This window comes from Alkalinema sp. FACHB-956, from assembly GCF_014697025.1.
In the GTDB taxonomy this organism is placed as follows: Bacteria; Cyanobacteriota; Cyanobacteriia; order Leptolyngbyales; family Leptolyngbyaceae; genus Alkalinema.
Genome location: NZ_JACJRC010000005.1, coordinates 131907 through 154179 on the forward strand (window position 1 = coordinate 131907; position 22273 = coordinate 154179).

A 22273-nucleotide genomic window follows, 5' to 3' on the forward strand; every position below is an offset into this window, starting at 1 on the left:
TGAAGCGTAAAAGCTGAGGCATCAATAAGGCATAAAAGCTGATTGCCTGATTCCGTGGCAAATACCCAGCTCCTGTGTGATTGCGGCTCGTGCTGATCCCCCTAAATTCCCCTGAATCAGGGGGACTTTGCAAGAAATGACGTGAATTCTCCCATTATTCAGGGTTAGGGAGATCAAACTGATTGCAATGATCCTTCGAGGCGCATCACGCTTATGTCTCACTCTTTCAACTTGACTGGATTCGGTTTGTATTTTTAGCTTCGATCGCTCAGTTCTTCATTCGCAATTCCTATGGTGACTCTTCTTGAAAATCCGCTGCGGGTTGGCCTACAACAACAACGCATTCCTGAACCGAATATCATTGTCTTTTTTGGAGCCTCCGGTGATTTGACGAAACGGAAGTTGGTACCCGCGATTTATAAGCTGAAACGGGAGCGCAAGTTGCCGCCGGAGTTAACGATCGTCGGAGTAGCACGGCGAGAATGGAGCCATGAATATTTCCGGGAACAGATGCGGGAAGGGATTCAGGAGTTTTCCGATGGGATTGGCAGCGAAGAACTGTGGGAAGACTTTGCAAAGGGGCTGTTCTACTGTCCCGGTGACATGGACAATCCGCTGAGTTATCAAAAACTCAAAGCCTTCCTTGGCGAAGTGGATGGGATGCGGGGCACGCGGGGAAATCGGGTGTTTTATCTATCGGTTGCACCGAAGTTTTTCCCGGAGGCAATTCGGCAGTTGGGTGATGCGGGCATGTTGGAAGACTCGCAGAGAACGCGCTTGGTGATTGAAAAACCCTTTGGCCGCGATCTCAGTTCTGCCCAGGCGCTGAACCGAATTGTCAATCAGGTTTGCCGAGAGGAACAGGTTTACCGGATCGATCACTATCTTGGGAAAGAGACGGTACAAAACCTATTAGTGTTCCGGTTTGCCAATGCAATTTTTGAACCGTTGTGGAACCGTCAGTATATCGATCACGTTCAGATTACCGTTGCCGAAACGGTCGGGGTGGAAGATCGGGCGGGCTATTACGAATCGTCCGGTGCGTTACGGGATATGATGCAAAACCACTTGATGCAGGTGTTTTGCCTCACAGCGATGGAAGCACCTAACTCCATGGAGGCGGATGCGATTCGGACAGAGAAGGTGAAAGTATTGCAAGCAACGCGGTTGGCGGATTTGGAGAATCTCGATCGCTGTGCAGTGCGGGGGCAGTATACGGCGGGTTGGATGAAGGGGAAACAGGTACCGGGCTACCGGGAAGAAAAGGATGTGAATCCCCAATCGATGACACCGACCTATGTGGCCTTGAAGTTAATGGTGGATAACTGGCGCTGGCAAGGGGTGCCGTTCTATCTGCGTACGGGCAAACGGTTACCGAAAAAGGTGAGTGAAATCGCGATTCAATTCCGCAATGTGCCGCATTTGATTTTTCAACAGGTGGCCAAGCAGACCAATCCCAACATTTTGACTCTACGGTTGCAGCCCAATGAAGGCATTGCCATGAAGTTTGAAGTGAAGATGCCAGGAGGCGATTTGCGCAGCCGATCGGTGGAGATGGATTTCAGCTACGGCAGTTCCTTTGGCAAGTCTTCGGGGGGGGATGCCTACGATCGCCTCTTGCTGGACTGCATGATGGGGGATCAGACGCTGTTTACCCGATCGGATGAGGTGGAAGCGGCTTGGCGGGTGGTGACACCGATTCTGTCCTCCTGGGAAGTGCCCACCGATCCGAACTCGATTCCGCAGTATGAAGCGGGAACCTGGGAACCGAAGGAGGCGGAGGAATTGATCAACCAAGATGGTCGTCGTTGGCGACGGCTGTGATGAACAGTCGTGATCAATCCATTACGACTAATGACTGTTGGGTGATTGGTGCATTTGCCTATTCATGTGTTGTCTCTCGGTTGTCTCTCGGTTATCTGAAGCTTATCTTGCTTGTTTTTCACCGTTTACCTTACTGTTTATCCTGGTTGATCAACTATGACTCCTACTCCTTCTGCTCCTGTGGTTCCTTTACAAGCCCCGAAGGATGTTTCCCTCGGACAAATCCAGGCGGAACTGGATGCAATCTGGACAACCTATGAAAAACCCAGCGCAGATGGTTCAACGCTGGGGGCTATGAAGGCCACAACGTTTACGTTAGTGGTTTACGAACCGGAAGAAACGCAGCAATTATTAGCGGAGTTAGGCTACTACACAGGGCCGATCGATGGCATTGGGGGGCCTCGGATGGATGCGGCGATCCGAGCGGCCCAACAGCGCTATGGCTTTGACGTGAATGGGAAGGCGTCTTCTGCGTTGTTGGATAAGTTGCGGCGGGAAGTTGCCGTGTGCCGGGGCATTGATGTGCAGGAGGGGGATACGTGCAATCTGTCGCTGTACAGTCGGGATGCCCAGGGTTCGGGGTTAGCAGATGCGATCGCGGCACAAAATCCCTGTCGCATTATTTCGCTGTTTCCGGGGAATGGCTCCGATGAGGGGGTTGCTGCTCAGGTTTCGGCCTATTGCCCCATTCAAAAACGGGCGTCTAATACGCTGGTATGCTGTGAGTACATTACGCTGAAGGGAACGGAACCGGCCTTGGAACGGGTGACGGGGTTGGTCAATTCCTTGATGATTAGTGAGTTACCCAGCTTTTTCTGGTGGAAGGGGAGTCCAAATTTAGATCAGGACTTGTTTCAAAACCTAGCGAAGAGTTGCACGATGCTGATTGTGGATTCCAGCCGGTTTATGACCGATGGGGAGCAGGATTTGGCGCGGTTGCAGCAGTTGCGCAATGACGGGGTCCAAGTAGCGGATCTGAACTGGCGGCGGCTGGCTCCGTGGCAGGAACTGACGGCGGAAGCATTTGATGCGCCGGAGCGGTGGCAGGGGCTATTGGAGATCGATCGGGTGACGATCGACTATGAGCGAGGCAATGCAACACAGGCCTTGATGTTTTTGGGCTGGTTGGCGAGTCGGTTAAATTGGCAGCCGCTGACCTATAACAAGGAAGGGGGCGATTACGATATTCAACGGATTACGTTTACGAATGAGATGGGGAAAGCGATCGAGGCGGAGTTAGCGGCAATTCCGACGGCAGATCCCGGTGTGGTGGTGGGGGATTTGTTGGATTTGCGTTTGACTTCGACGAATCCAGATGCGGATTGTTGTACGGTGCTGTGTTCGGAGACGACGGGCTGTATGCGGATGGAGTCTGGCGGTGGGGCGCAGTCCTGCTGGGTGAATCAGGTAACTTCGTTAGGGGATGAGAAGGCAGAAACTTTGTTGAGTGAGCAGCTTCGCAGTACGATGCGGGATTTGCTGTATGAGGATAGTTTAGCGATCGTGGCTAAGATTGTGAACCTGTAGTGCGGCAAATGGGAGGCTCAAGGGGGGGGCTAGGGATTACTTGACTGCTGTGCCCCCAGAATGACCTAGCCCTCTGGGGATAGCCCCTTGATGCTAGGACGAAGCCGCATCGTTTTTGCCACTGCTTTAGAAGGCAAGTCGTTGTTAACACTTACCGTTAAATGCCTGGAAGAATTGTTCACCTTTGTAAAGTGGGATTGACAGGCATGGGCGTTTATTTGTACTGTGTTCAGTCATAGCGATCGCCATGGACATCCTTCTTTCGTGAGACGGTTTGGCATGAAGCATGGGGTCGCTGGGATCCTAAAAATTTAGGGCACTACCCTTTGTTGGTGAGACAACTCCGGGTAGCTATTCCCCCGCGCTGTTCGTGGCAGCAAGGAGGCTTGATGAGGATTTTAGCATCTGACCGAGCCACTCTTGTTTGTGATGTCAAACGGGGTGGCTCTAAATTTTTGGGCTTTCTTCCGCAGCCCTCATCCCCGACCCTTCTCCCACACGCGGGCGAAGGGAGCAAGATTGCAGCAGGGATGGGATTCACTACAAACAGGAGAAGCTCACATTATGGCGAAAGGTTCTAGCGATCGGAATGATCGCTCGATCGAACAGTTGCATCCATACTATCGGTTACAACTTTTTGGCACTAAGGAAACGGTAGAGTCAATCATTAACCGATTGCATTCGATCGGGTTTGTGGACAGGGTTTACTGGGGAAAACCGATGCCTGTGCCTGGGGTGGAAGGCGAATGGGTTAGCGTGTTGCAACGGCGTTGGTAAAGGCTGAGGCGTAGGTGTCCCGCAGGTTTGCTTATCTTGGAGTCTGTGGGTACCTCGCTCAAATGAGGTATCCGATTCCTAGCGAATCGACCTAAATCGATCTAATTAGAATTTTTGGATATTAGGCGGCAAAGGAAGCTGAGGAGAGTGGAAGAAATGCTGAAATCTCCAGAATTTTGATTTGTCAAGGGTTAATATACGGAGAATCTATTCATCCTAATGTCCCATTTTTCCAATTAGATAGAATTTTTCTATCCATTTGGTGTCTATGGGGGTATTAGGCAGAAAAAATCGATCCAATAATATAGTTAGGCGTCAAAACATTCAGCGTCACGCGAATACGGCCCATTTGGGCGCAATTGTGCTATAGGATGAACTCATGCTTTATCGCTTTGCAATTCTTGCCGTGGTTTGGACTACAGCCGTACCAGGGTTTGCACAGAACGTGCTCAGCACACAAGCTGTAACGGCAAGGGTGATTCAAGCTGCCGCTAACTATCAGGCGGCGATCTCATGCAATGACATACCCCCAGAGGCGAAGAATATTGCGGCGCTTGTTCCGTATAGGATACACGAAGATCGAATGAATGCAATGTATGCAGTTTTCTGGAGCGGAGATATCGGGTGCAATGGCGGATCAGGTACGACGTTTATGAATTTGTCGATCGTAACAGTCGGTGTTGCAGATACGTTTATTGTCGACCCACTACGGTCATCACCTGCGGTGTCTATTGATTTCCCATCGAGAGGGTATGAAAGAATTGTCGGAAACACCAAGGACTCAATAATAATTGATGCCGCTGATTATGGGCCGAATGATTCCAACTGTTGTCCTTCTCTTCGATTCCGATACACGCTGAAGCTCGACGAAAAGGGGAACTGGAATCAAGTCGCGAAGAAGCAGTTGCCGCCAAAGAGGTAATCTCAGGGAGTTGCCGATGTATACAACAAGCAACGTTGACGCCTAACACCTCAGTCAACCGGACCCGCCACGGCAGGCCGGTTACTTCGAGCGTTATGCTTCTAATTGGGTATGAGGAAAAATATTAATGTCCTGTCGAATTCTTCATTGCGGGAAGTCACTTAATAATTACAATCTTTGTATTGAGTATTCAGTTGCTGGTTTCGGTACGCGAGGGCCAGAAAAAGATGACATTATTTTTCTCGCAGTCAACCATGAAAAGCAAACTCTTTGTGGACTTCGGGCAAGGCTAGGCGAACCAACGGATCAACAGCCGTGGCCCGATGCGGATCGTTATGTGTCAGCCTATAAACTTATTGATATTGAGTATGCTAATCCCTTTGATATTCGTTTCCTTGTAGACTACGGCGGAAAGTACTGGCCTCTTAAGTTTCTACAAGGTGCTAAAGCTATAAAAGATGAAAAGGCTGTCCAAGCACTTCATGATGCTTTTGACAAACACCGTGTCGAACAACCTGTGCGGTTACTTAAGGGAAATGACTTAAATACTGAAGAGAAGGAAGAGGAAGAGGATACTCTTCTAGAAGTCGATTCAAGTGAACTGTCAGAAGTGCTTTTAGAAGTTCCGGAAGCCAAAATTAATGTTATGGGGACGTTTCAGACAATTCCATTCAAAAATGAGACAGATGCTCTTCGTGGTCTCGAAAGTCTAGTAAACGAGAATTTTTACAACCTATTTCCTCGCTATAGCTCTAATCAATCCTTGCTGATTCCAGAAAATCGCTTATTTTTATCGTCTGGCGTTGAAGCACGTGGCGAAAGACTAATTAAAGGCATTAGATCTATTCCTGATGCACTTTTGATCGTCTATAGTGAGTATGAAAAGCAGCCCTTTAAAATTGCACTAATTGAATACGAATGCTTTGGCGAGAACAAGACTCGTTCTCAGGAAAAGTCAAATTATCTCAACGGGCAAGTGATTCCTCAACTCATGCGATTTGCATCTGCATTTAGTATAGTCACTGATAAGCAGATCCGAGATCAGACTATTAAGATGTGGGTTGATAAGATTATACAGTACATATACGTGACTCCAGAATATATTAGCAAGTTTTCAGGTTGGATTAAACAAATTCGTCCAGAACTTTCAGACCAACTGGTTGGGCGAGAGATCGATCGAGTTCTCACTGAAGCTTTTCAAAAAGCCCTGCAAATTCTTTTGATTATTGATGATTTGAGTGACGAACAAAAGGACACAATTACTAACGTAATTCGAGCATTTAAGCTTGAGAGTGGTGAGAGTATAGAGTTTATTTCGTACATTGTCCGTCTTGAACAACGTATTCGGGTTTCAGATGCTGATGCGGAATATGCTCTATCAGTTCAATAATAAACAGTGGAGAGTGTAGGAGTTGATTCTGAATGGTTTTGCTCACATGACAGTTCTCGGTTGAAAAGCATAAAAATCCGCTTGCACACTGACCGTATCAAGTTGGTTGGCTGAGTCCGAAAGGTTACTGTCGGTGGGTGAAGCGGAACGTTAGAACTCCACGCGCTGACGCACCATCAGGGTGGAAGGAATTGATTTTCTGATGAGTAGTTATGCTTGTTGAAAATCTAAACTTAGAATCTGTTGTAAATACTGAAAGAGCTGATCAACGTGCCGTAAGTTAGACCGTAAAAGTTCATTACTAACGAGTAGTTTAAAGCAGCATTCATCAAGGAGATGCCTGTGAATAAAGTTGCTGTGTTTGGTAATGCTGGAGGTGGGAAGTCTACTCTCAGTAAACGTTTAGCAGAAATGACAGGTTTGCCTATGGTCGCTTTAGATCTTCTGAAGTATCAACCTGGCGGTGGCGAAGTTCCCTACGAAGAATATAAAGCTGCTCATGATCAACTCCTCCAGAAAGACCAATGGATCATTGATGGATATGGATCATTAGATACGGTATGGGAACGACTGGAGGTTGCAGATACCTTGGTCTATGTGGATATGCCAGTTCTCCAGCACTATTGGTGGGTAACGAAGCGATTCTTGAAAGGCTTTCTAGTGCCACCAGAAAATTGGCCTAAGAATAGTCCGCTCTTGAAGGGTACGCTAAACAGTTATTATACGGTTTGGCTATGCCATAAGAAGCTGACTCCACAGTATCGAGAGTACGTGCAGAAAGCTAAGGCAAGTAAGCGGGTTTATCATCTTCAGTCCCCTCAGCACGTAAAAGAGTTCTACCAAGCTATCAAAATAGAACGTGCAAAATAAAGGTGATTGGTGGTGTTCAAAAACGCTCAAAGAGCTATGTGCCCTTCCAAAACTGCCCACGAGGCGATTTGCCAGATGAGATTGGAGGAACGTAGTGCATCTCCAGCCAACACGTCATGGCAAGAGCAGAGCGCCCAGGAGGTTGGTAGTAGGGCAGTAACAAGAGGCACCTCAGTTTCCATCTGTCTTCACACAGAATTGACATTAGCTATGAAAACACTGAAGAATTAATGTTTTTTTGACAAAGCTCGACGGGAACTCTAGATAATTTCCGGCAGTTGAGTAAAGTATTGAAGAGCTACATTACTTCTTTGAAAAGAAGCTGAAAAGCCTTTTCAAGCTGATGTAGAACAGCATCTACCTTCGTGCTCAAGCTGATTTTATACAAACGAAGGAGATTTAATTCATGGCTCAGTTGCAATGGATGTCCGTTGGGTTAGTCACGGCTGCGGCTCTTGCTCTTGCTCCGGTTAACGCTGCCCATGCGTTGCTGATCACTGGAGTCACCGCCTCAACTGATATGGCTTCATTTTCAGGTTCTAATATTCAAAACACGGTGAATGGAGTAGGATTACCAGGCAACACCCCCAGCCTGACATGAGATCATGCTGTTGCTGATTTGAGCAATGCCTGGATCAGTAGTGTTGGTACTACGACTGGAAATATAAACTTCAACCTGGGTGGAGAGTACAGTCTTCAAGGGTTTAGTTTTTGGAACTTCAATAGCTTCGACCCACCAGGGCCAGGGATCAAAGATGTAAACATCTTTACGTCCCTTGACAACATCACTTATACTCCCTTAAGTGGTGCGCCAACGGTGTTTAATCAGGGAGTAGCTTTCAATTTAGAGCCTCCTCAAACGTTTTCTTTTTCGCCTGTGCTAGCTCGATATGTCCGCTTTCAAGTACTGAGTAACTATGGAGGAAGTACTATTGGGTTTGATGAAGTGCAATTTTTTGATAGCACTTCCACTCCCATTCCGACTCCAGCTTTAGTGCCAGGACTGCTGGGTCTGGGTGGGGCGATATGGCGTAAGCGCAGGGCTGAAGCGGCAGAGGCTAGAGAATAGAATTTTGATCGAGCAATTTTTAGAAGGCAGTCATCTTCCTCCACAGCGAATGTTGGCGCGATTCATATTGCGACAGCGGCCCGATCGCGCAGGGTATGGATGATTTGCTGACGTTGCTGAATTGGGATATGAATCGTCGATCGCGATATCGACAGTCAGGGCACTCAATTGGATTGTTCCTACAATATTTATCCCTTGAATCAGGGTGTTGCTGATTGGTGGTATGAATTCTTAGACAGTATTCCCTTAGCAAAATTCCCTTAACAAGGTTCTTAAGCCCCTTGCCTAATTAACAATTCATACCTAGATTCAGCAACACCTTAATCAGCAAGGCGATCGGTGTGTCTCTCAGCTATGGCAAATTATTAGAGTAGCAATGCAAGCTAACATCCCACTCCACCGGAACGAAGTCAAGTTATCGGTGAGATACAAGGGTTATCTGTGTCTGGTGAGCAGGGTCGTTATGCTGACTGCCCAGAGAGAAACAAGCTCTTCCATTCTCTGTCTTTCCAGCATTTCAGCTTACGTTTCAGAATTGCGGTAATTACGATCGCTCCTGTAATCGCAGCATCAATGTCATTCGAGACTCGGCGCGGACTCATCGATCGAGGCTTTTGCGACATTGATCCGTTTGTTTTCCCAGCATTCGATCGAGATTTCAGCACAAATAACTGGCTCATCGACCCAGAAACCCATCTGCGAAAGCAGCGCTCCGATCGCCCTATTCCACATCGATCGAGCATCTCCGCTAAAATAATAACGAAGTAATTTCTTGTTAATACCGGATTTTGGCTTGTCTTAGCCAACGATCGGGCCAGATGGGGCACTCTCAGCAAAAAATAGACAAACTATGCAGCCTACTCTACCCATTCAAATTTCTCAAACTAAAGTTGCCGAGTTTTGCCAGCACCATCACATCCGCAAGCTCTCTTTGTTTGGCTCCGTCTTGCGCACTGACTTCACCCCCCAGAGTGATATTGATGTATTAGTCGAATTTGAGCCAGGAAAAACGCCTGGATTTGCTATTATCACTCTCCAGCAAGAACTTTCTTATCTCATGGAGAGTCGAACTGTTGATCTACGAACCCCCCATGAACTAAGCCGCTACATCCGCGATCGTGTCCTCGCTGAAGCTCTGGTGCTCTATGTCCAACCTTGACGACGCCACTCGACTACGCCACATGCGCGATGCCGCAGTAGAAGCGATCGGGTTCATCCGAGATCGTAGCCGATCTGATTTGGAGGGCGATCGTATGCTGACATTAGCCCTAGTCAAAGATATCGAAATCATTGGAGAAGCCGCAGGCAGAATTTCAGCCGATCTTAGAACCAGGTACCCACATATTCCCTGGGTACAAATGATCGGAATGCGCAACCGCTTAACCCATGCCTATTTTGAGGTCGACTTAGACATTGTCTGGGAAGTTGTGACTCGTGATCTACCACCTTTAATAGTTGAATTAGAAAAAATCATTTCACTTGAAACCTAAGTTTAAGGAGTTTAAGTCTTAGGAACCTGCCATCCTCAACCAACCGAACACTTGATTAACCGTTAACACCAGCAAGAGCGGCGGCAGCACCGATGGGCAATCCTCCCCCCGCAACAAAATGGGTTGCTGTCCCGCCTTAAAATCAAGAATCGATCGGATCAATCAACCAACCCAACTGACATCCCTGCTCCAGACAATAAAGAATCTTGCCAATCACCCGATTAGAACTCCGGTCAGGAGACAAAATTTCCACCACCCAATCCGGCACCAACCGGAAATCATCCGGGACTTCCCCATCCCCATCAAACGGAATTCTCTCCCACCGGAACACCGCCACATCCGGCACCAGCGATCGATCGCCAAAATGACAGCACAACTTTGGGAAAGCATAGGCAACCTGCCCACCTTCAGCAGCAGTATTAATGCAATGACAAAGCTGAAGCCGCAACCGACTATGCTTTCCTACTGTCATAAGCTTGAGTCATGGACTCTCTAACAATTTCCCTATAACACCCGCAACACACTTGCCACCTTCGCCACCGCTGGCATTTGCTCAATTTCCGCCAACGCCTTACGGAAGTTGCCCTCCTGCACATCGTGGGTCACCACCACAATTTCCGCCAACCCATCGCGAATCCCCGCCTGCACCACCGACTCCAGACTCACCTGATGATCCCCAAAGCAAGTCCCCAACTTGCCAATCACCCCCGGATAATCCTGGGTCAAGAACCGCGCATAGAACCGCGTCACCAAATCATCCATCGGCGCGATCGCGCAATAGTCATGGTGCGAACAAGCCAACAACGGATCAAGCAACGGCGTCCCATCGGCCTGCTTGGCACAATCGCGACCCACCTTCAGCAGCGCCGCAATATTGAGAATATCCGACACCACCGCACTCGCCGTCGGGCCAGCCCCCGCCCCTCGCCCAAAGAACATCACCTGACCCACCGGATCGCCTTCCACCAAAATGGCGTTATAGACATCATTCACACTCGCCAAAGGATGGGCCTTGGGCACCAGGGTCGGATGAACCCGCACTTGCAACGCCTCCGCCGACTCAGGCCGTTTCGCGATCGCCAACAGCTTAATCACAAAGCCCAACTTATCCGCATAGGCAATTTCCGCCGCACTCACCTCACGAATCCCTTCACAGGAAATCGCCTCGCGATCGATGCGACCGCCAAAGGCCAACGAGGCCAAAATCGCAATCTTATCCGCCGCATCCCAACCATCCACATCTGCCGTGGGATCCGCCTCCGCATAGCCCAACCGTTGCGCATCGGCCAGCACCTCACCAAAGTCCGCCCCCTCCTGCACCATGCGGGTCAGGATGTAATTCGTCGTCCCGTTGATAATCCCAGTGACACTGTTAATCCGGTTAGCACAGAGGGACTGCTTCAACGGCTCAATTACCGGAATGCCACCGCCCACCGCCGCTTCCAGCAAGACATAGACCCCATGCTTCGCCGCTGCGGTAAAAATTTCTTCCCCAAAGCGAGAAATCGCTGCCTTATTGGCCGTGACAACATGTTTCCCCTGCTCGATCGCCTTCAGCATCAACGATCGGGCCGGTTCCAATCCCCCCATCACTTCAACGACGATATCCACCTCAGGATCGGTCACGATCGACTCTAAATCGGTCGTAAGTTTGTCAGCGGGAATCTCGACGGTGCGCGGCTTATCCAGCGATCGCACCCCGACTTTATGAATTTCCAATTCCTGCAAGAGGGGATGGCGTTGGCTTGGGGTGCTTAAAATCTCCACAGTGCCAGTGCCAACGGTGCCGAGTCCCAACAAACCAACTTTGAAAGCCACAGCGTTCTTCGCAATCACAACAGCCCTTTCATTGTAGGGGATGTGGTCGGTGCGTTCACCCACTGCGCTACGAACAGGGGCTAGAAATTGCCATCCCCCACCGACTAAACTCCCATGGCACAATTGAAAGCGATGGTGAACCCTATGAGAAAGCCCCCCAGAATGTTTCCGATCGCCCGCTCGATCACGCGTCCAATCGCCCGCCCGATCGCCCAACTGTGCGGCTGCTGGCTCGGTATTGTGATTGGCTGTACGTTGCCCAGTGCAGGCCACTTGTCCCCAGCCCTGGCTGTGGAACCCCAGTCCGATCAGCCCGTGCAATCGGCTCGGGTGATCGTGCCTTCCGGCGGAGTTTCCCCCAGTTCATCCCTGGAACGCCCCGTGGCCGAGGTTTTGCAGCAACTCGCCCAGGCCCAAGTGGTTTACCTTGGCGAAGTCCATGATAGCGAAGCCGATCACCGGGCCCAGCGCTTTATTCTGGAACAACTCCACCACCAGCGTCCCCGCCTGACGATCGCGATGGAAATGTTCCAACGGCCTTTCCAGTCAATCCTCGATCGTTACCTCCAGGACAAAATCAGCGAGCAGACCTTATTAGACCGCACTGAATATCAAAAACGGTGGGGCTTTCCCTGGCGGTTCTATCAGCCGATCGTGCAATTTGCCAAACAGCATCAATTACCCGTGGTTGCCCTCAATGCCCCCAGCGAAGTGGTGCGCCAAGTGGGCCGCAAAGGGCTGGATAGTCTCAAGCTGACCGATCGTCGCTTTATTCCCCCTTTATCGGCCATTCGCCTAGAACCAGATTCCTATCGCCAGCGGTTGCAGCAGCTTTACAACGACATGCACCAAGGCAAAGGCAATAGCCAACAGTTCGATCGCTTTTTCCAAGCCCAAGTGCTGTGGGATGAAACCATGGCAGAACGCATCAGTCAGCTTGTGCAAGCCCATCCCGATCGGTTAGTCGTCGTCCTCGTGGGGCAAGGCCATGTGACCTACGGTGAAGGCATTCCCCAGCGGGTCGCCCGTCGGCTGCGCGATCGCTTTCCCAAGCTGGCCCAGTTCACCCTACTGCTCAATCCCAGCCCTGATCTGCAAGCCCCACCGACCGCAGGCCCACCGATCGCCGACTTTTTCTGGATGCAGCCTTTGCCTCCATCCGCCACCCCGCCACCTGCTTCACCTTAAGGCTTTCCGCAAATTCACCCAGTTTGAAATGATCTAAGCCTCAACCTTTTTGGGCAGGAGGTAAATCAATCCCGAAACCCACGTCAGCACCACAGAGCCCCAAAAAGTCACAAGGCCCAGAGGTTCATAGGCCGATGGTAAGGGGGCAATCAACAGCGCGATTGCAATCATCTGCACTACGGTTTTTACCTTACCCCACAGATTCGCCGCTGGCACCGACCCCGTTTGCAGAGAAGGATTGACCCGCCAACCCGCGATCGTCAACTCCCGCGCCAAAATCAGAAACACCCCCCAAGCTGGAATCTGACCCAATTCCACCAGTGACATCAACGGTGCAAGCACCAGCAACTTATCTACTAGGGGATCCAAAAATTTCCCTAAATCCGTAACCTGATTCAACCGTCGCGCTAAATACCCATCTAACCAGTCCGTCCCCGACACCAGCACAAAAATCCCAACCATCCACCAGCGCAAAGAATCGGACGGAGTTTGCAACCCATAGAGCAAAATAGGGACGCCCAACAATCGCGAAATGGTGATCCAAGTGGGTAAGTTTATTTTGGGTAAATTCATCCAAATTCCTTCATCCTGTCTTCTATTCTTACCCTACACCCGAGGGCTAACACCAAGACCAAGGGATGGCCAAAGGACATTTTGATCACCTTGATTCACCCCTCGCTGAGTCAACCCCTCAAATCCTGACTAGAAAAGACTACCTATGAAAAAAGGAGCCCGATTTGGACTCCTTAAACCATGAACTCAGGGATAACTTTAAAAACCTAGATAAGGTATGACAAGAATTAGCAAGCACCACTTTTGGTAAATACAATAAGAACTGTTTTCAGGATTAGGCGTAAATCATATTGAACCGACCACTTACGCTGGTATTCGAGATCGAGGTGGACAATATCTTCAAAATCTTTGATCGATGACCGTCCGTTCGCTTGCCATTCACCGGTAATTCCTGGCTTCACAAGTAGGCGCTTCCAGTGGTGAGCTTCATACTTAGAAACTTCATCGGTGCTGGGAGGCCGAGTTCCAACCAAGCTCATGTCACCTAGCAGAACATTCAGAAACTGAGGAAACTCATCCAAGCTGGTTTTGCGAAGAAACTTGCCAACGCGGGTCACTCGCGGATCATTTTCCATTTTGAAAACATGACCTGATGCCTCATTGCGATCTTGCAACTTTTGCTTTAGGACATCAGCGTTAGTGACCATGGAGCGAAACTTCCAAATCCGGAAAACTCGGCCATTCAATCCACAGCGCCACTGGCTGTAAAGAATCGGGCCGGGATTATCAATCTGAATCGCGATCGCGATGGGAAGGAAGAGAATCGCTGTAATCAGCAGACCAATGACTGCACCCGCAATATCAATTAGTCGTTTTGCTTTGCTGTGAATTGATGGGTGGGGCCGATCAATCACAGCCGATCGTGTAGATGGAGCTAGAGGAAAAGGAGCACTCATACCTACTTCTCTGGAACGAAGAGGAATTGGGCTTTTAGTCATCAACTTAGGGGCGGAAGCTAGTTTAGAGGGAGTAGTGGTAATCACGGGTAGCAGTCAGGGATTAAATAAACGACTCATGTCTCTCTTGCACACATCTTAAGAGGGACAATTAGCTGGAAGCCAGCATTCATAGTCGCTTTTGCTTAATCTTTGAACTGCTAAGGGGTTTTATGAAGTTCAGGTATAATCCCTCAGAAATTTTCCTGAGCCTCAATTTCTTCATCCCTACTAAGGCTGACATGTCTGCTCTCCTTCCTAATCAAGCAAGATAGTCAAGCAGCCTAGGAAGGACTCTTGGTGAAGTGGCGGGAACATTTACGCTGGATTGCGGAATTTAGCGGTCATGAGACCGACTTCACACCCCATGCGTTCCAACGGCTCAGTTGACGGTGAATCTGGGTACGGTGAATCTGGGTGCTCTCTTCATCAGCATTACTGACTGCTTGAGCACTTCTCGGGTACGGCTTCAGGCCGTGGGGGAAAACGCTGATGTCAGTAGACCTGCATTAACTGGCACGATCGGACTTTGCCCTGCTAGGAGATGCATCTACGGAAGGGATATCTGCAAAGATTGCATGAATTTCATCCAGGGTCAGGTCATCAGACTGTCCTTCATTCAGTGATCGATCGGATACTGGCGGTATCACATTGGGGGCAGATGATGGCTGAGTCATTGGCTGAGTCATTGGCTGAGTCATTGAAACTGGAGCCTCTGTTGGTGAAGCGGCGAGCCAATCAGAACTTTCAAATAGCGTATCCATGGTGACTTGGCTAGCGTCATCATTCACAATCGAGGGTTCATGGATGAACAAATCATCCATGTCGCTCAAGGTCAGATCTTCCATAGAAATCTGATCAGGCTCGGTTTGCACAACTTCAGATGGTGTGACCTCCGCAGCGCCAGGGGATGGTAAATCGTCGTCTTTGCTCCCCCAGATGTTAAACAAGTCGGAAAGGTTGTGAATCGTATCGGATTCAGCTGCTGCTGCGACCCCCTCCGCCTTAGGGCCGGGTTGCGCCTCGATCGGAGAGGCAAAAGCATCGTCATCCTTGACGAACACTTGATTCGGTGGAGACTGGGAAGGCACATCCCTTGGGGGTGCAGTCGAAACTAAGGTGGCAGTCGGTGGTACCGTCTTGAGCACTGTCGGATCCATCGATTCCAATTGAGGAGGATGAATATAACTTGAGGCTTCACGACCGAGCTGCTGAGCCAGATGATTGATGAGGGAACTAAACAGAACTTCCCCTTGATGCCCTAGTCCATGCATACGATCAATCCCTTGCGCTAGGGACTCCTGGTAGGTATCGAGATTTCTTTGCAAGGAAGTTAAGGCTAGATCCAGACTGGTATCCATGCTAGTGAGGAGAGAGTCTGTCCGATCGCGCAGCGCTTGCAACCGTTCTATTTCTCCACGATCGAGGATTGGCTGGGAAGGCGCTTCAAGCTGGGCTTTGCGAATTTCTAGGGTGCGAACTTCTTGTAACAGGCTATCTCGCTGTTGAGAGAGCCGAGTAATTTCGGTTTGGAGAGGCTGGACAAGATGGAGCCGCAATTGTTCCAATTCAGTATTGAGGCTGGCAAGGGAAGCAACCGCAGGAGGTGGTGTTTTTGCCGCTGCCCCAACTAGCGGTGGAGCCGGAACTGGGGGCCGTTGTTGCATGACCAGAAAATTACGAACTCGTTCTAGCGTGCGATTCTGAAGCCGAAACCGCGTCAAATAGGCCCAAAATCGGAAGCCTTTGGGTTGACGCAGGGCACGATCGATCTCAGAGATTAGGGCTTGAACTTGCTCAGTTTGGTAGGTCACACAGCCATCCTCAAATAACTTTCAACTTCACCCGTCGATTTCATCCGTCGATCGCTCTAACCCAGCGATCGCACTAGCAAGGAGCCCATCGACGACATCCCAACAATCTGGGAGGGGAGCACTAGGAGAGAATCATCATTTGCCGTCATTCCTTGCAGTCATTACCTTGGATTCCTTGCAGTCATTACCTTGGATTCCTTGCAGTCATTACCTTGGATTCCTTGCAGTCATTACCTTGGATTCCTTGCAGTCATTACCTTGATTCCTTGCAGTCATTACCTATAGTCATTGTGGCCACCCACCTTTCCATTTTCGGCTGATGAATAGAATTTGTGAAATTAAAATTGCAGGCGCTCCGTAAATTTAGTGAAATTCAGCTTGTCAGCCATGCCTAACATTCATGCCTAACATTCATGCCTAACATTCATGCCTTAGCCTGACTGGCATCAGATTGCCAGATTTTACTTAACATGCCCGAATACAGTCGGCTTGTCACAGCAAACCTAACACCCAGAATTTGCGCCATCGCCCCTTCCCAGAAATAGGCCAACGCCCCTACCCGTGACAGGCACCCCCCCCGCGATCGTAAAGATTGCGCGATTGTGAAGATTGGGGGAAGAAAAGTGATAAAAATGGTTAGCCTAGATGGAAGGGAGACCAAGCTAGCAGGGTATGCTGGGCCTAGGGGCAGTGACTTTTCTGGAGATCCGTCAGGGGAATCGCTGATTACCGTGTAAATTAGGTGGTCTTCTCTGCAATGATTGAGGGAGGAGTAAGCTAGCGATTTAACATCGCTGGGGATCTAGCAACGTCAAACTTAGACGTAAAACTTAAAGATGCAAAGTAGGATTCACAGCCTAGAATGAATCCGTTGTGCGAGGGGCCAGTGATCCTGTCTACATGGAAGTCATCCTGCCATAGGTCATCCTGCCTCCAGTAGAAAGGTTAGCACTAGTCTCTAGAGCCCCAATTTCTTTCACACTCGTGGAGGTGAGGGGCAACGTTCTGTTCCTGAAGCAATTGCCAACCGCATGGGTCAATAGAGTTCGCATATTGGATGTCTGGTTAGGGGGTTATGGAAGATTGGTCATCACGGGAATCTAATGGCGACATGCTGATTCGATCGGCTCCCTTTTTTCAGGGGTTGCCTGAGGAGGCTGTGGAGCGCGCTGTTTGCCACATGGTGACGCGCAGTCATCCCCCGAATCAAGTCATTCTGCTGGAAAATGATTGGGGAACTTCTGTCTATTTCATCCTGAGTGGATGGGTGAAAATTCGTACCTATAACCTCGATGGGAAAGAAGTCACCTTAAATATTTTGGGCAAAGGTGAACTGTTTGGCGAAATGGCTCCGCTGGATGAAGTGCCCCGATCGACGGATGTGATCACCTTAGCTCCCACGTTGATTGGCAACATGCCTGCCCAGGATTTTGTCAATTTATTAAATAGCGAGCCCCAAGCGGGAATTCGTCTAGCTCAGCTAATGGCACGGCGGCTGCGGCAGGTTAATCGGCGGTTGCGGTTGCGCGAATCTGATAGCACCTCTCGGGTGGCGGATGTCCTGCTCTTTTTAGCGGAGGGGCAAGGGGTCAAAGTTGCAGGCGGGATTGAGGTTCCCAACTTGCCCCACCGCGAACTCAGTAGCCTCAGTGGCTTGGCGCGGGAAACGGTGACGCGGGTACTGAGCAAATTGGAAAAGAAAGAGCTCATCCTACGAGATCGGGATGTCATGCGGATCCCTGACACCCATGCCCTTGAACGGCTAATGCTGTAGTCCCATCAAACTGTCATCATCAAACTGTCCCCATCAAACTCGGGCAGGTTCAACCTCCAAGATGGGAACCAATTTGAGGTGATATTCTGCCTCAAAGCTGGGCTTTTTATAGGTCAAGCTCCAGAGCTCTAGGGCACAGTCATCACTGGGCTGGACGGGGCTGATGAACAGGCGCATTTCCTGACGCTCAGGCAACATTTGACAGCGCACAGATTTGATCGAGCCAATTTGCCGCCGATCGAGGGCAACAGCAAGGCGCAATAAGGGATGTAATTGCTCCACCACGCGACGGTGTTTTTTGCTGGTCAGGTTGCGATAGGTATCGTGTTTCTTTTTGGGCGAGTTTTTGCGGTGATAGCGGGCGAGATTGGCGATCGTTTCCAGTTCCATCTCGTTGTACCCCAGCAAATCTGCATGGCGGATCAGGTAATAGGAATGCTTGTGATGAGCATCATGACTGACGTGATGCCCACAGTTATGCAAAATTGCTGCGGCCCAGAGCAAGTCCCGTTCTTCGGATCCCCACTGGTGTAATTTCCCTTGGGTTTGATCAAAGAGAGCGATGGCAAACTGAGCCACCCGTTCGCTATAGGTCAAATTCACCTGATATTTTTGGGCCGTTTTGTAGACACTTCGTTGACGCACAGACCCTTGGTAGCGGAGGCGATCTTCAATCAACCCGTGGGTAATCATCCAATCGACTACCACCCCTTCCCGTAGCGATCGTTCACAGATCGTGATGCTGTCTACGCCCAGTAAGGTCATGGCTTCTTGAAGAACTAAGCCCCCCGCCAAAATAATTTCTGCCCGCCGTTCGGACATCCCCGGAATTGCTACCCGTTCTGCAAACTTCATCCGGCGCAGACGGTGCAACCAATCCCGCAACTCCGCCAAACTGATGGAGTAGCCATTCAGCGGATTTGGGACAGTCCCAAATTTTTCTCGGGCGTGGAGGTTGGCAAGGGCTTCGATCGTGCCAGACGTGCCGACCATTTTGATCCTTTCACCCGGTTTAATCTGGGCTTGAATCTCTTCGATCGGGCGTTCCAGCATCCCACGGATGTAGGCTTGGAGGGCCAGGAATTCCATTGAACTAATGGGATCCGTAGAGATAAAATCTGCGGTCAAGCGTACCGCCCCGACCTTCGTGCTGCTGAGGCTGCGGGGTTCGTGGCCATCGCCCAAAATCAGTTCTGTGGATCCTCCACCAATGTCAATAATGACGTGGGGTTGGGCATTGAGCGTCATGCCAGAAAGGACACCGAGGTATATTCGGCGAGCTTCTTCTGGGCCAGAAATTAAGTTAATCCACAGCCCTAAGGCTTTTTCAACGGTCTGTAGGAATTCCTGGCCATTGGGGGCCTCCCGCACCGCGCTTGTGGCAACGGCAATAATCTCATCCGCGTGCAGACTAGTCGCAATTTCCTGGCATCGCTTGAGGGCTGTAATCGCCCGCTCCATGGCGGCAGGGGTGAGATTACCCGTCAGTTTGTCCCGATCGCCGAGCCGCACCGTTGATTTATCGCGAGCCACGATCGTAAAGGCCGGAATCGATGGCTGCACCTTGACCACCACCATGTGAATCGAGTTGGTGCCCACATCAATGGAGGCCAGAATGTAGTCACGATCGCTAGACAAATCAGAATGCATAACGGTGGGGGGCAGAGGCTGGCTGGAGTTCACCATAGCTACTTAAACGGTGAAAAAAGGAACAGGGACAACCGAGGAACTGGACTCAATGGGTTGACCCATGGGTTAATCCATTGAGATCGATAGATCGCAACCATTGGCTGCTCACAGGTATCTTACTGGCTTCTTCGATTTTTTTGATCAGGGAAAGGATAGCTTTTGAGTTCCCCCCCTCTTGTGTCACTTCCGATCGCCTCCTACGATAATTCCAGTTCGGTGCGTCCCATTCCTGAAATACCAGGTCAGTTGCCTAGGTGACTTCGTTCCCATTGCGTTTTGGACTTGTTGCGTCTTGGACTTGTTGCATCTTGGACTTGTTGTGTCTTGGACTTGTATGGCTATATTTCGCGATCGTCAGTCTCAATCCATGTCTCCCGAATCTCTTTGGTGGACGATTGTTCGTTTGCTGCGCTGGGATAAACCAGAAGGGCGATTAATTTTAATGGTGCCAGCCCTGTGGGCGGTGTTTTTGGCGGCTAGGGGCTATCCTTCCGCCTTACTGGTGGGGATTATTATCCTGGGATCCTTGGCAACGAGTGCAGCGGGCTGTGTGGTCAACGACCTCTGGGATCGCAACATTGATCCCCAGGTAGAACGCACGAAGAATCGCCCCCTCGCCTCCCGTGCCCTCTCGGTTCAGGTGGGAATCGGCGTCATGCTAGTTGGCTTTCTGTGCGCCTATGGCCTCGCCCTGTTTCTCAACCCCCTCACCTTTTGGCTCTGTGTGGCAGCGGTTCCTGTCATTGTGATTTACCCCGCCATGAAGCGGGTGTTTCCGGTACCGCAATTGGTGCTGTCGATCGCCTGGGGATTTGCGGTATTGATTAGCTGGAGTGCGGTCAGTTGTGGCCTCACCCCCAGTGCCACGGCTTGCTTAGGGCAGGAAACCTGGTTGTTGTGGGGGGCCACGCTGTGTTGGACGATGGGGTTTGATACGGTTTACGCCCTTTCCGATCGGGAGGACGATCGCAAGTTAGGCGTCAATTCCAGCGCGCTGTTCTTTGGCACCTATGCCCCCCAAGCGATCGCGGTCTTTTATATAGCCACGACGATCATCCTCGGCAAATTGGGGCAAGTGATGCAACTGGACTGGCCGTTTTGGGTCAGTTTAGCGATCGCGGCGATCGCTTGGGCTTGGCAAGCGCTGAAATTAACCCAACCGCGCATTCCCCATCCGTTCTATGCCGCCGCCTTTAAACAAAACGTTGGAATTGGGTTCGTCTTGCTAGCAGGCATGATTGCGGGTGTTTGGTGGAATGGGTGAAATTCAAGGGGTGGAATTAATTGACGTAATAATCGCGAGTCCCTTTTGCATCGATCGCTTCTCCTAGCCGCTGGAGCGCATGGACATAGGCCGCTGCCCGCATGGAAATTTTCTGGCGTTGAGCAATCTCCCAAATGCGCTCCGTTTCCTCAATGATTCTGCGCTGGAGACTTTGGTTCACCTCACCCAAAGACCAGTACATGCCATTGCGGTTTTGCACCCACTCAAAATAGCTCACGGTCACCCCGCCTGCATTGACCAGAATATCTGGAAATACCTGAATGCCTTTAGCTTCTAGAATGGCATCGGCCTGGGAGGTAATGGGGCCATTGGCCACTTCAAAAATGAATTTAGCCCGGATTTTATCAGCATTGTTAACCGTGATCTGTTTCTCCAATGCAGCTGGAATCAAAACATCCACATCTAAGGTGAGCAGATCTTCATTACTGATCACATCATGGGCAGTGAAGTTGCACACACTACCATCACAATAGACAGCTTGCAACTTGCGCGTTGATTCTTTCAATTGTCGTAATGTTGGAATATCCAATCCAGATTTGGCATAGAGACCACCTTGGGAATCGCTGATCGCAACGACTTGATATCCCGCTTGGTAGAGAAACTCCGCCAAAGCTGCGCCTGCATTCCCAAACCCTTGGATAGCAACTGTTGTATGTTGAGGCACCCGATCGAGCTTGGGCAACAGGGTTTGCATGACAAAAAATGCGCCCAGTGCCGTTGCATCCTCCCGCCCCAAACTGCCCCCGAGGGTGATTGGTTTTCCGGTGACGACCCCAGGGCTGTAGTGGCGTTTAATCGTGCTGTATTCGTCCATCATCCAACCCATAACCATGGCATTGGTGTAGACATCCGGGGCCAAAATGTCCGTGTCCACCCCAATAAAATCCGCGATCGCGCTAATGTAGCCTCGGCTCAACCGTTCCAATTCCATCTTGGACAACAGTTTGGGGTTAACCGTGATGCCGCCCTTCGCCCCTCCAAACGGGAGATTTAATGCGGCACATTTAAACGTCATCCAAAAGGCCAAGGTTTGGACTTCATCTAGGGTGACATTGGGGTGATAGCGCACACCGCCCTTGCCGGGGCCACGGGTATCGTCATAGCGCACCCGATAGCCTTGAAACACTTGTAGCGAACCATCATCCATCCGAACCGGGATAGAAACACTCAGGCTGGCCTTGGGAGATTGCAGCGATCGAATGGCATCCTCGGAAATCGTTGCATATTTGAGAGCTAGGTTCAGCCGTTGGCTCGCATCGGTTAGCAGAGAGGGGGATGGAGTGACTATTTGGTTCATACCAGGATCCTTTGAAGCGAACAGATATCAC

At 50.2% G+C, this 22273-nt stretch carries 20 protein-coding genes; 12 read left to right on the forward strand and 8 right to left on the reverse strand.

Going from position 1 to position 22273, the window contains the following annotated elements; translation table 11 throughout:
• Positions 1 to 291: 291 nt before the first annotated feature.
• The 7 genes from zwf to H6G21_RS08665 all read left to right on the forward strand — a co-directional run bounded on the left by zwf (position 292) and on the right by H6G21_RS08665 (position 7911).
• Positions 292 to 1824 carry a glucose-6-phosphate dehydrogenase gene (gene zwf / locus H6G21_RS08635; RefSeq protein ID WP_190572728.1) on the forward strand — a complete coding sequence of 511 codons (1533 nt, stop codon included), beginning with the start codon at positions 292 to 294 and terminating at the stop codon, positions 1822 to 1824.
• A 156-nt stretch (positions 1825 to 1980) separates the two neighbouring features.
• Entirely contained in the window at positions 1981 to 3351 is a 1371-nt protein-coding gene (gene opcA / locus H6G21_RS08640; protein ID WP_190572730.1) for a glucose-6-phosphate dehydrogenase assembly protein OpcA, read from the forward strand.
• Positions 3352 to 3915: 564 nt separating this feature from the next.
• Positions 3916 to 4128 carry a hypothetical protein gene (locus H6G21_RS08645; RefSeq protein WP_190572732.1) on the forward strand — a complete coding sequence of 71 codons (213 nt, stop codon included), beginning with the start codon at positions 3916 to 3918 and terminating at the stop codon, positions 4126 to 4128.
• 379 nt (positions 4129 to 4507) lie between these two features.
• Positions 4508 to 5050, forward strand: coding sequence for a hypothetical protein (locus H6G21_RS08650; RefSeq protein ID WP_190572734.1), 543 nt, complete (start codon positions 4508 to 4510; stop codon positions 5048 to 5050).
• 127 nt (positions 5051 to 5177) lie between these two features.
• Positions 5178 to 6440, forward strand: a complete 1263-nt coding sequence (locus tag H6G21_RS08655; protein ID WP_190572736.1) for a hypothetical protein — start codon at positions 5178 to 5180, stop codon at positions 6438 to 6440.
• 342 nt (positions 6441 to 6782) lie between these two features.
• The gene (locus tag H6G21_RS08660) at positions 6783 to 7310 is read left to right on the forward strand and encodes an adenylate kinase (protein WP_190572738.1); all 528 of its coding nucleotides are present in this window, start codon (positions 6783 to 6785) and stop codon (positions 7308 to 7310) included.
• A gap of 406 nt (positions 7311 to 7716) precedes the next feature.
• Complete coding sequence (locus H6G21_RS08665; protein ID WP_190572740.1) at positions 7717 to 7911, forward strand: hypothetical protein; 195 nt, start codon at positions 7717 to 7719, stop codon at positions 7909 to 7911.
• Between the two features lie 929 nt (positions 7912 to 8840).
• Here the strand turns inward: H6G21_RS08665 and H6G21_RS08675 are convergent.
• On the reverse strand, positions 8841 to 9059 hold the full coding sequence (locus H6G21_RS08675) for a hypothetical protein (protein WP_190572744.1): 219 nt from the start codon (positions 9057 to 9059) through the stop codon (positions 8841 to 8843).
• A 170-nt stretch (positions 9060 to 9229) separates the two neighbouring features.
• Between H6G21_RS08675 and H6G21_RS08680 the strand changes: the two genes are divergently transcribed.
• Together H6G21_RS08680 and H6G21_RS08685 are read left to right on the forward strand one after the other, a co-directional pair.
• Entirely contained in the window at positions 9230 to 9538 is a 309-nt protein-coding gene (locus H6G21_RS08680) for a nucleotidyltransferase family protein (RefSeq protein ID WP_190572746.1), read from the forward strand.
• Positions 9525 to 9869, forward strand: a complete 345-nt coding sequence (locus H6G21_RS08685; protein WP_190572748.1) for a DUF86 domain-containing protein — start codon at positions 9525 to 9527, stop codon at positions 9867 to 9869. Before H6G21_RS08680 ends, H6G21_RS08685 begins: the two co-directional genes overlap by 14 nt.
• Positions 9870 to 10011: 142 nt before the next feature.
• Here H6G21_RS08685 and H6G21_RS08690 read toward each other — a convergent pair whose 3' ends face one another.
• Both H6G21_RS08690 and H6G21_RS08695 read right to left on the reverse strand, forming a co-directional pair.
• A complete protein-coding gene (locus tag H6G21_RS08690) occupies positions 10012 to 10341 on the reverse strand; it encodes a Uma2 family endonuclease (protein ID WP_242041723.1) in 330 nt (109 codons plus the stop codon).
• Positions 10342 to 10373: 32 nt separating this feature from the next.
• A complete protein-coding gene (locus H6G21_RS08695; protein ID WP_190572750.1) occupies positions 10374 to 11687 on the reverse strand; it encodes a homoserine dehydrogenase in 1314 nt (437 codons plus the stop codon).
• A 144-nt stretch (positions 11688 to 11831) separates the two neighbouring features.
• On the opposite strand from H6G21_RS08695, the gene H6G21_RS08700 reads away from it, so the two are divergent.
• Entirely contained in the window at positions 11832 to 12875 is a 1044-nt protein-coding gene (locus tag H6G21_RS08700) for a ChaN family lipoprotein (protein WP_242041724.1), read from the forward strand.
• Positions 12876 to 12908: 33 nt separating this feature from the next.
• On the opposite strand, the gene pgsA is transcribed toward H6G21_RS08700, so the two are convergent.
• From pgsA to H6G21_RS08715, 3 genes are all read right to left on the reverse strand, one after another.
• Entirely contained in the window at positions 12909 to 13433 is a 525-nt protein-coding gene (gene pgsA, locus H6G21_RS08705; protein WP_190572882.1) for a CDP-diacylglycerol--glycerol-3-phosphate 3-phosphatidyltransferase, read from the reverse strand.
• Positions 13434 to 13675: 242 nt separating this feature from the next.
• Entirely contained in the window at positions 13676 to 14344 is a 669-nt protein-coding gene (locus H6G21_RS08710; RefSeq protein WP_199307108.1) for a sugar transferase, read from the reverse strand.
• A gap of 548 nt (positions 14345 to 14892) precedes the next feature.
• Entirely contained in the window at positions 14893 to 16197 is a 1305-nt protein-coding gene (locus H6G21_RS08715; RefSeq protein ID WP_190572754.1) for a hypothetical protein, read from the reverse strand.
• Positions 16198 to 17272: 1075 nt separating this feature from the next.
• Between H6G21_RS08715 and H6G21_RS08720 the strand changes: the two genes are divergently transcribed.
• A complete protein-coding gene (locus H6G21_RS08720; RefSeq protein WP_190572756.1) occupies positions 17273 to 17971 on the forward strand; it encodes a Crp/Fnr family transcriptional regulator in 699 nt (232 codons plus the stop codon).
• Between the two features lie 33 nt (positions 17972 to 18004).
• Here the strand turns inward: H6G21_RS08720 and H6G21_RS08725 are convergent, their stop codons facing one another.
• Entirely contained in the window at positions 18005 to 19621 is a 1617-nt protein-coding gene (locus tag H6G21_RS08725; RefSeq protein ID WP_242041733.1) for a Ppx/GppA phosphatase family protein, read from the reverse strand.
• 373 nt (positions 19622 to 19994) lie between these two features.
• On the opposite strand from H6G21_RS08725, the gene H6G21_RS08730 reads away from it, so the two are divergent.
• Entirely contained in the window at positions 19995 to 20924 is a 930-nt protein-coding gene (locus H6G21_RS08730) for a 4-hydroxybenzoate solanesyltransferase (protein ID WP_190572760.1), read from the forward strand.
• 16 nt (positions 20925 to 20940) lie between these two features.
• Here the strand turns inward: H6G21_RS08730 and H6G21_RS08735 are convergent, their stop codons facing one another.
• Complete coding sequence (locus H6G21_RS08735; protein ID WP_190572762.1) at positions 20941 to 22242, reverse strand: Glu/Leu/Phe/Val dehydrogenase; 1302 nt, start codon at positions 22240 to 22242, stop codon at positions 20941 to 20943.
• Positions 22243 to 22273: the final 31 nt, after the last annotated feature.